The 9,921-nt window shown below is 71.0% G+C and carries 7 protein-coding genes and 1 pseudogene; 7 read left to right on the forward strand and 1 reads right to left on the reverse strand.

From position 1 onward, the window contains the following. The 3 genes and pseudogenes from ACFW2E_RS12490 to ACFW2E_RS12500 all read left to right on the forward strand — a co-directional run. The coding region (locus ACFW2E_RS12490; RefSeq protein WP_384465496.1) for a CHAT domain-containing protein at positions 1-2,049 on the forward strand (2,049 nt) is incomplete at its 5' end. 24 nt (positions 2,050-2,073) lie between these two features. Next, positions 2,074-2,544, forward strand: a pseudogene (locus ACFW2E_RS12495) (transposase); the annotation flags it as partial. A gap of 691 nt (positions 2,545-3,235) precedes the next feature. After that, the gene (locus tag ACFW2E_RS12500; protein ID WP_384465499.1) at positions 3,236-3,802 is read left to right on the forward strand and encodes a hypothetical protein; all 567 of its coding nucleotides are present in this window, start codon (positions 3,236-3,238) and stop codon (positions 3,800-3,802) included. A 177-nt stretch (positions 3,803-3,979) separates the two neighbouring features. On the opposite strand, the gene ACFW2E_RS12505 is transcribed toward ACFW2E_RS12500, so the two are convergent. Then, a complete protein-coding gene (locus tag ACFW2E_RS12505; protein WP_384465502.1) occupies positions 3,980-5,530 on the reverse strand; it encodes an FG-GAP and VCBS repeat-containing protein in 1,551 nt (516 codons plus the stop codon). A gap of 124 nt (positions 5,531-5,654) precedes the next feature. Between ACFW2E_RS12505 and ACFW2E_RS12510 the strand changes: the two genes are divergently transcribed. The 4 genes from ACFW2E_RS12510 to ACFW2E_RS12525 all read left to right on the forward strand — a co-directional run bounded on the left by ACFW2E_RS12510 (position 5,655) and on the right by ACFW2E_RS12525 (position 9,906). Beyond that, a complete protein-coding gene (locus ACFW2E_RS12510; protein WP_384465504.1) occupies positions 5,655-6,065 on the forward strand; it encodes a hypothetical protein in 411 nt (136 codons plus the stop codon). After that, the gene (locus ACFW2E_RS12515) at positions 6,062-7,225 is read left to right on the forward strand and encodes a hypothetical protein (protein ID WP_384465506.1); all 1,164 of its coding nucleotides are present in this window, start codon (positions 6,062-6,064) and stop codon (positions 7,223-7,225) included. The genes ACFW2E_RS12510 and ACFW2E_RS12515 overlap by 4 nt, the downstream gene beginning before the upstream one ends. Positions 7,226-7,263: 38 nt before the next feature. Further along, the gene (locus tag ACFW2E_RS12520; RefSeq protein WP_384465508.1) at positions 7,264-8,976 is read left to right on the forward strand and encodes a DUF6236 family protein; all 1,713 of its coding nucleotides are present in this window, start codon (positions 7,264-7,266) and stop codon (positions 8,974-8,976) included. A 405-nt stretch (positions 8,977-9,381) separates the two neighbouring features. Beyond that, positions 9,382-9,906: a hypothetical protein gene (locus tag ACFW2E_RS12525; RefSeq protein ID WP_384465510.1), complete on the forward strand. Its 525-nt coding sequence runs from the start codon at positions 9,382-9,384 to the stop codon at positions 9,904-9,906. Positions 9,907-9,921: the final 15 nt, after the last annotated feature.

Below are 9,921 nucleotides of genomic sequence, written 5' to 3' on the forward strand. Positions count from 1 at the left end.
CGGGCGCGCACCCCGCGCCCCCACGCCGGGACCGACTTCGACCGCGCCGTTGAGCTCGCGCTCCTGGCCGTCACGGCCACCCCCGCGGACCATCCCGACCGGGCGCTGCGCCTGTTCAACCTCACGCGGGCCCATCAGACACGGTACGAGCACTCGGGCGACCCGGCCGACCTGGACCGCTCTGTCGACCTGGCGCAGGAGACGGCCGCTGCAGTCCCCGCCGACCATCCGGAGCGCGCGCGGTATCTGTTCACCCTCGGCTATGCCTACCGGCTGCGGTTCCAGCGGACCGGCGCCACGTGCGACCTCGACCGTGCTGTCGACGCCGCGGAACGGGCGGTCGCGGCCACCCCCGACGACCATCCCAACCGGGCAGCACGCATCTATCTTCTCGGGACCTGCTACATGAGGCGGTGGAACAGCGGCGGCCCTCTCGACCGGTCGCGGATCGCCCGGCTCGCGGAGGGCTCGCTCGCGGCCACGACGGCGCCTCCTTTCAACCGGCTCCGCGCCTGCTGGTCGGCTGGCCGACTGGCCTACGTACTGGATGATCTGCACACCGCCCGGCTGCTGCTCGACACGGCGGTGGAGTTGCTGCCGTTGGTCGCGGCGCGGGAGACCTCCACGTCGGACCACGAACACCGCCTCGGCGCGAACCGGGGGCTGATCGGCGAGACGATCGCCGTGCACTGCGCCCTCGACGATCCCGGCGGCGCGGTCCAGGCCGGTGAGCTGGGCCGGGCGGTCCTGCTGGCATCCCGGCTGGCGCTGCGGACGCCCCTCGCCGAGCTCGAAGCCGATCACCCCGCGCTGGCCGGCCGCCTGCGCCGCGTCCGCGTCGCCCTCAACGCGCCGGATCCCCCCGTCATGGCGCCGCCCGGCGGACGGGACCTGGACCTCGTCGACCGGCGTAAGCGGCTGTGGGCCGAGCATGACGCCGTGCTGGCGGAGATCCGCCGACTGCCGGGCCTGGACCGGTTCCTGCTGCCGCCGACGTGGAACGAACTGCGGCCGATCGCCACCGGCGGCGCGGTCGTGCTGCTCAACGCCAGCCTGCAGCGGTGCGACGCCATCGTCGTCACCGCCGACGGGCCCCCACTGCTGGTGCCGCTGCCCGGACTGCGGCTGGCAGACGTCGAGGCGTGGGCCGCCGAGCTGACCGAAGCGATGCACGACGCCGGCTCGTTCACCGGCGAGCTGCGCCGGCAACGGGTGCTGACGGAGCTGCTCAGCTGGCTGTGGGACACAGCGGTCGAACCGGTCCTGGACGCCGTCGAACGCCGGCTGCGCCGAGAGGACGGAGTACTGCCCCGTGTGTGGTGGACACCGACCGGGCTGCTCGGGCTGCTGCCGCTGCACGCGGCCGGGCATCCTGGCCGGGCCGGGGCGCTCGACCGGGTGATCTCGTCGTACACGCCCACCCTGCGCGCCCTCGCCCGTGCTCGCGAACGCCCGGCCGCGACGGCCCTGCGCCGACTCACGGTCGCTCTCGACCGGACCCCGGGTCTGCCGGACCTGCCGGCGCCCGCCGCCGAGGCGGCGAACCTGCACGCCGCCCACCCCGACATGCCGCTGCTCGTCAACGAACACGCCACCGCCGCCCGCGTGACCGGCGCACTCCCCGAGGCAAGCTGGGCACACTTCGCCTGCCACGCCGGCACCGACCCCGACGCACCGTCCGAGGGCGGGCTTCACCTTCACGACGGCGTGCTGTCCATCGCGGAGATCGGCCGCCGCAACCTCCACGAGGCTGAACTCGCATACCTGTCCGCGTGCTCCACCGGACATGTCGGCTGGAGGCACGCAGACGAGTCCATCCACCTCGCCTCCGCGTTCCAACTGGCCGGGTTCCGGCACGTCGTCGCGAGTTTGTGGCCGCTGGACGACCGCGTCGCGGCCGGCGCGGCCGACCACTTCTACCGGCTGATGCCGGACACGGCGTCCGCCGATGACACGGCGCTCGCACTCCACCATGTCATCCAGCGCCTGCGGGCCGAGCACACCGGCCGACCACACCTGTGGGCGTCACTGATCCACAGCGGGCCGTGATCCGCTGCTAACTCCCTGTCCTATATGGTCAGTTGGTCAATCGCCAGGCCTCTGCTGGCGCGGGTGCGGCCGCAGGGCGGCGGGGTGGCCAACATTGATGACGAGGCGGTGTTCGCGGCCGTTGTCTACGTCCTGGTCAGCGGCTGTGCCCGGCGGGCTCTACCACCCTGTTTCGGAGCGTCGAAGTCGACGGCGCACCGGCGGTTCCTGATCTGGTCGCGTACGGGTGTCTGGGGAAGGCTGCACCAGAGGGTGCTTGAGATGCTCGTCGGCCAGAGCCTCATCGACCTGTCCCGGGCGGTCCTCGACTCCGCTCACGTCCGTGCCAAGAAGGGGCGAACTTGCAGGTCCGTCGTCCGTGGCCCGGGGCAAGCCGGGTTCCGAGATGCACGTCCTGTCCGACGCGGACGGACTGCCCCACGCGTCGGCCTCTCTGCGGCCAACACCCATGACAGCCTCCGGCTGAAGCCGATGGTTGCCCATGGCAAGGTCAGGGGGCCACTCGTGCACATTGCGGGCAGGTCCAACGCCTAACGTCGCGTCGCTATTTGGCTGGTGGTCGGGGTGTGACGCGAGGAGTCTCGTCTCGGCGGCAGATGGTGATGGTGTAGGTGACGTTACCGGTGGGCACGGGGCCGGGGGCTCGTGCGCGGTGGTCGGGTGCCTGTCTGGCGCGGGGCCTGACGCGGTGGGGTCTGCGGGGGATGAGCTGGGCCAGGGCCTCGGTTTGGACAGTGATCAGCGGAGGCTGTCCTGCGGTCGGCCGGTAGTGCAGGTGACGGCGGATGGTGCGCAGGACCGCGGTGAAGGAAATGCGGTCGGGGTCCAGCATGGCGCCGGTTGCGGTCCAGGCCGGCCTGGGCGGCGCGGGCCCGCTGGGACTGCAAGTATTGGTGAGTGATGAGCAGTCCGTAGATCTCCTGCGTGACGCCGTCGGGGTGCTGGGAGCGCAGCAGAAGCCGGTGGTCGCGTTGGAGGATCTTGGCTTCGAACAGGCTGGTCTGGCTGTTCCAGCGTTGTGCGTGGACGGCGGCGACCTGCTCGGCCGGGGCTTCGGCAGGGTCCAGCAGGCTGGTGATCACGCGCAGGGGGCGGGTGCGGGAGGGCCCGCGTTCGGGGATGGCGGTGATGCCGGCGTCCACCACCCGCACCGGGATGCCGTGCGGGTGGCCCGGGGGCATGATACGTGGTCGCCGTCCCCAAGTCACAGCAGGTTAACGGCCTGCGCATCGGCCATCTCATCGCCCAGGCCCCGCCCGAGGTGTGGCAGCATCTGTCGGCGGGGCCGGGAGCCAAAGGCGAACGGCTCTACGACCGGGCCGCCGCCCGTCTGCCCGCCGTGACCGAGTCCGGCGTCGACGAGCCCACATGGCAGAGGTGGGTGCCGGCCCGCCGCGGCATCAGCAGGCCCGACGAGATCGCCTACTGCCTCGCCTGCGCTCCACTGGACGCAACCGTCGCCGACCTGGTCCGAGTCGCCGGCTGCCGTTGGAAGATCGAGGAGTGCTTCCAGAGCGCGAAGAACGAGTGCGGCCTGGACCAGTACGAGGTCCGCCGCCATGTGGGCTGGTACCGACACATCACGCTTGCCCTGCTCGCCCACGCGTTCCTCGCAGTGATGGCCGTGCAGGAGCGTGGAAAGGGGGTCTCGAGGCCGACACAGCCGACCTCGTGGACCTCACACCAGCCGAAATCCGTCGTCTGCCGGCAACTCAACCCCGCCACCGTCCTGCACGCCGCGACCACGTGCTGAACTGGTCCCGATGGTGCCGCCGCCACCGGGCACGTGCCCGACACTGTCACTACATGCGGCGCGGGCATCCGTTGGTGGGACGACCTGTCCAAGACCGTCCCGCGCATGCCGCGCCCCCGCCACACTCCCCACCGCCAGGCCGTTGACCAGCAGAAATACAGAAGTCCGGCTGGAGTGCTAGTCGTCGATCGCCGCCCCGTACAGCGCGTCCGTCGGCAGGCCGCCGAACGCGCTCGGGCCGTAGCTCCAGGAGCCGGAGGTGGTCAGGCCCGAGCCGCCCGCGGAGAACACCCAGACATAGCCGTCGTTCGTGTTCTCACCGGGTGCCGAGGCGAGCAGGCCGAAGCGGCCGTCGTCGTTCGGGTCGGTGAAGGAGACCTGGCCGCCGAACTTGTCGCCCTTCTCGACGGTGCCCGGGACGTTCGCGGTGCCCTGGTTCACGGACAGGGCGCCAGTGGACGTCATGCCCTTGACCGAGCCAGGCAGGACCGTGACGGCGCCCGCGTCCGTGACGCTGCCGATGTCCTCGCCGGCGACACCGATCGCCACGTCCGCATATCCGTCGCCGTTGCTGTCGCCGACGGAGAGGTCGGTGCCGAAGCCGTCGCCCTGCTCGCTCGTGCCCGGCACGCCCGCCGAGTTCTGGGTCCACCACGCGGGCGGGGTGCCCGGCCCCTCCTGGCCGACGGGCCCGTCCGCACTGCCGTAGTAGACGCCGACCATGCCGCCGGTCATGCCCTGGCCGGCGTCGTCCGGGCTGTGCGGCTCACCGGTGACCAGGTCGTCGTAGCCGTCGCGGTTGATGTCGCCGGACGCGACGACCGGGCCGCCGCGCACCGCGGTGATCGGCAGCGGCTCTTCGTTCGAGGCGGTGCCGGGCAGGATGTACGACCAGCCGTAGCCCGGCTCGTCGCCCACGCTGGTGCCGGAGACGACCAGGTCGGCGAAGCCGTTGTTGTCGTAGTCGCCCGTGGTCATCGACTTGGGCTGGATGCCCGGCGCGTCGTCGGTGGAGGCGTGGCTGAGCGTCCTCCGCGGAGGCGAGGTGAGCGTGGTGCGCGACTTCTGCACCGGCCGCCGCGCCTGTGTGTCCGCGCTCTTGGCGGTGGACTGGGGGGCGGGCTCGAAGGTGTAGATCGTCAACCCGACCGAGTCCATGACGGCGAGGAAGTCGCCCGGAGTGGTGTCGCCGAAGCGGGCCGCGGCGAGGGAGGCGCCGAACCGGCCGTCCGTGGTGAGGTCGTCGGACTGCAGCCAGTCGCTGGCCGATCCGGTGAGGCCGTTCGGTGTGCCCCACAGGACGACGGCGCCCCCCGCGTTGGCGACGGCGCCGAGGTCCTCGCCGGGGATGCCGATGATCGCGTCGTCGTAGCCGTCGCCGTCGAGGTCGCCGGTGGCCAGCGACTTGCCGAAGCCGTCACCGGTCTCGGCGGCGCCGGCGACGCCCGTGGAGTTCTGGCTGAAGGCCTTAACCCTGGTCGTGCCGATGCCCTTGGGTCCGCCGTACTGCACGGTTACCATGCCAGCGCCCTTGAACCCGCCGACCGCCGCCCCGGGGCCGCCGACGAGCACGTCGTCGTATCCGTCGCCGTTGAAGTCGGTGTTGCGGTCGTTGGGGGGTGTTGCGCCGGGTGTTCCGGCGTAGGCGCTGGGAGCGGTCGCGATGACCGCGCCCGTCACGAGGAGAAACGATGCCGCCGCGACGGCGGCCGAGCGGTGCTTGCGCATGAGCGGCTCCTTGGCTCAGATACGACTGGCTGGCTCGGGGCGCGGGGGGTGTTCGGATAGGTTCCGTTCCTGGGTCCGGCGCCATGTTTGACACCGCATGGGGAGGAAGGGTTGTACGGGAGGCATGTCTGTTTTGCTGAAGAAGATCACTTCTTCAGCAAGGAGGTCGCTTCGAGTCGGGCATCTGGCACGGCGGTTCACCTGCCCGAATACGTCCTGCGGGCGGCGGACGGTCGTTGAGCGGGTACCAGGGCTGACGCCTCGCCACGGCCAGCGGACGGAGCGGCTTCGCTCGACGCTGGAAGCCGAACTGGAGCAGGTGCGGGTGGACTTGGCGGACGCCGAGGAAGTCCTCAGGTGTCGGGTGATCGGCCTCGAGCAGCATCTGGAGGCGTTGGCCGAGGAGGAAGCGCCGGCTGCGGTGGCCGGTGGGCCGTCGCAAAACACCAACACCTTGCCGGGGTGCGGCCTCTACCATGGGGAGGCCGAAGCCGCGTGGCCCGTCAGCGCATGGCCGGGAGGGGAGGGACCGTGACAGCGGAACGCAGCCTCAGCAGGTTTTCCGGGTGGTCGGAGCTCCAGCCGTTGTGCACCAGCGGAATGCTGGAGGACCGGCGCCCGTTCTTTTCCGGGACGAACGTGCAGAGCCGGATGTCCGAGGTACGGCGGGCGATCAATGACATCCGCATCCACTGGGACCGCTACCCCGATTTCATGGCGGAACTGCGCGCCTACATGGAGCGGGTGAGTCCGGATTCCCCGGAAGCGGCCGATCCCGAACTGGACGGCCAGTTGGCGGAACTCTTCGCCAGCACCAAGGACTGGGCCGACCGCCGGGCGGACGGCGGTCCGCAGCCGGAGGACTACAGCGCGGTCCGCCTCTACACATCGGACGCCGGATACCAGCGCATCTTCAGCACCATCAACACCGCTTTCCGCACCGTGTCGCTGACCGGCGACCCCGTCGCCCTGCGCAGCGCCGCATTCCTCGTGGAGCTTCTGAGCATCGACCTGTTCAACTACCGCCACACGCACCGCACGGCCGACAATTTCCAGGGCACCGTCTACCGGGGCATGGCGGTTACCGCCGAGGAGCTGGCGGCCTTCACCCGGGCCGCCGCAGGCCCGGTCGAGCAGCGCTACCTCTCCGTGCCCCTGGCCATGATGTCGGCCAGCCGCAGCCAGGAGAAGGCGATGGCCTTCGCCTGGGAGACCGCCAAGCGCTTCCCCGACCGCCGCCCACTGCTCTGGAGCATCGACGTCGCGGGGCTGCCGCCGGAGCTCCTGGGTGCCTACCGCTCCGCATTCCCGGCGAGCACGGTCACGTCGATGTGCGCCGTGCCCGTGGACGGGCTGTCGGCGTACGCGTACGAGAAGGAGGTGCTGCTGCGCGGCCCCTTCTTCCAGATCCTCGGCATGACGGAGGACAGCGCCGCGGGCCCGGGCCGAGGGCCGATGCACACCATCGAGGCTGTCATGCTCAACAGCAATCGCGATCACGTCACCACGATCGCCTCGGACGAGGGGGAGGACCGCCGGGCCAGGGACCTCTTCCGCACGGTCGTCACCATGCACCGCGCGGGCCTCTGTCTGGACTACGCGCGCACCCGCGGATTCGACGCGGACGCCGACGTCTACCGTGCACAGCTCGACAGGAACAGGGCCGAATTCGACCGGCTCACGGCGGCCGCGTAGCACCGGCCCCCGGCGGATCGCAGACCAGAGGACAACGATTGGCCGTCACCGTGCAAGGCCCCGCATCCGGCCTCGGCCTCTACTACCCGTATTTCCACGTCCGCGACGAGCGGTGGCTGAAGATATCCGCGCTGTACTGGCCCGCCATCGTGCGCATCGTCCCGGAGGACTATGCGATCCGCGACTCGCGGACCGTGCGCGTCCTGGCCGACCAGGCCGGCTTCATCGAGAACGCCGGCCCCACGGCCGCGGTGGACGCCATCGCACCCCGCTTCCTCGAACTGCTCGCGGGCCACGAGAGCGCCCTGCGGGCCGGGCTGCGCGTACAGCAGCGCGACATGGCCGCCTTCGACCACACCGCGTCGGGCACCTCGGCCGCGGCGGCCCACCGGCCGCGCCTGGCCGCGCTCCACGAGAGCCAGGTTCGCCCCGACCTGACGCGGGCCCTGGTGGAGGCGGGGTTGGCGGTCCGGGGGCGACTGACCCTGTCCCACGAGGTGGACGCGCGCTGGCTGGTCCTTCGCGAGCGCTTCGTCTCCCTGTACATGAGCTGCCTCGCGGAGGAGTTCGGCTCGGCGAACCACCTGGAGCTGACCACCGACCAGCCGCATGCGTTCGCCCTCGCCAACGGCTGGTCGGCCGATCTGCTGGCCGGGTATCTGCTGCGGACGCCCGCGCAGGCGGCTGCGCAGGCCGGGCCGTCCCTGGCCGAGCGCATCGGCATCCTGGCCCTGGGGCCGGTCGTGCCCGCGGACATCGACCGGGTGTCCGCCGAGCAGATCGTACGGCTGCGCCGGCGCCACGGCCGGGAATTCCTCGCCTTCCGCCAGGCGGTGGGCCAGGCCGCCGCCGAGCTGGCGTCCCTGGCGGACATCCCGGACGGCCGCACCCTGGACGCCTATCTGCGGAACGAGGTCAACGACCGTTTTGCCGTACCCCTGGACGAGTTACGCCAGTGCCTGGCCGGGATGAACCTCGGCGTCGCGACGGCCGCCGTCAACGTCAAGACGCAGCTTCCCTCCAGCGTGACGCTGGCCGGCGGCGCCTGGCTCGCCGGCCCGCCGCTCGTGGCCGGTGCTGTCGCCGCCGGGTTCGGGCTGCTCGCCATCGGCCACACCTCCCGCCAGGCGCGCAGCACGGCCCTGGCCGCCGCGGGCCCGGCCGCGTATCTGCTGCATACCGGGAACGCCCTCAGCCAGCGCCGCCTGCTGTCCCGCACCCTGCGCCAGATGACCGGTATCGCGGGCCCGGCCGCGCGCGGCTTACGCCCGGCGCCCGCGGGAGCGGCCGCGCGGCCGCCCCCGGGCCGGGCGTACTGCCACGCCGTGGGCCGTGGCGATGTCCTCGAGGGCCTGGTCGACGTCCTTGGCCATGTCCTGCGGGATACGTTCGTGGAAGTGTCACGCTTCCGGACGGAGTTGTACGGATGTCAGACCGCGCGGGGCGACGGGCTGTTCGAGCTGTGCGACGCGCTGTTGTGCACGGATGGACCGGTGCGGACGCTGGTCGACCTGGCACTCGATCCGGAGCACCGCCGCGGACACGGGGCCCTGCACGGCGGTCTCAAGCAGGGCCGGATCGACGTGGCCCGGCTGCCTCGCGCGCTGGCCTCGATGCCGTCGCCGAGGGCGGCGGACGGTCGGATCGTGCTGGCCGCGGACGTCTGGCCATGGCTGTGGCCAGTCGCCAACACGTGCCCTGACCGGACCTTTTGTCACACGTTCGGCCGGGACGAGGGTAAGCGCAGATGATGCCCGGCCGGCCGTACTCGATCGTGGCCGCTGCCTTCGACGCCGCGCAGATGCCTGCCTGGTCGGAGCAGGCCCGGCTCGGCCTGGGACAGGTGCTCAGCGCCATGGGGCACCCCGAGGCCGGGAAGACGCTGCCTACAGCACGGCCGTGGGTGGGCTGGGACTCCGCTGAGGCACGCAGCTCGACGTTGAACACCTCCGTTCCGAGGGCGGCACTTTGCGCGCGTGACTGTGTTTGCCATGTTCAGGTTCCGTGAACAGCGGATGAAGATGATCACGTTGTCCAGGTTTCTGATGGCGCGTTAGTCTTGCACCCGACCACTTATTTTTGCTTTACATCTGTGCATGGGGGACCTGCCGATGTTCCTTCGTCGTGCCCTCACCCATGCCTGGAAAGGAATTCGGGTGACTCCTGGTATACGCAGGATGCTTCCCGTCGCGGGGGTTGCTGCCATTCTGGCGCTCGCCGGCACTCCGGTGCTCGCGACCGCCGATCCGCAGCCCCCGGGGGGACCCACGGGGGCCACGCCGCCCTCCGCGGTGGAGGACTACGCCTACCCGAACGCGGATCAGATCCAGAGGGACAAGGGCATCAAACTGATCAAGGGCGACGGGCACATCACCCTCGCCGCATGCGACGACTCGGGTTCGCAGATCAAGGTCATGACTGTACAGGGTCCCAGCGGGAACCCTCAGGGCGCCTACTGCTTCAGGGCCACCGCCAAGAGCGGCTATCTCACGCTGGAGCTTCCGCGTGTCTTCGCCCTGGAGACCGCCGACCACCCCATCAGCGCCGACCTCAGGCCGCAGGCCGACCCGGCGGCGCCGGCCAAGACGGTGACGGTGGAGAAGAACGGCTACCAGAGCGTGGGTGAGGGGGCCGCCGGTGGCGCGCCAAACGTGCTGTTTGTGCTGCGCGGCACCCGGTGACCGGCCCCTCCGAAC

Source organism: Streptomyces sp. NPDC058964 (assembly GCF_042741275.1).
Classification (GTDB): Bacteria; Actinomycetota; Actinomycetes; order Streptomycetales; family Streptomycetaceae; genus Streptomyces.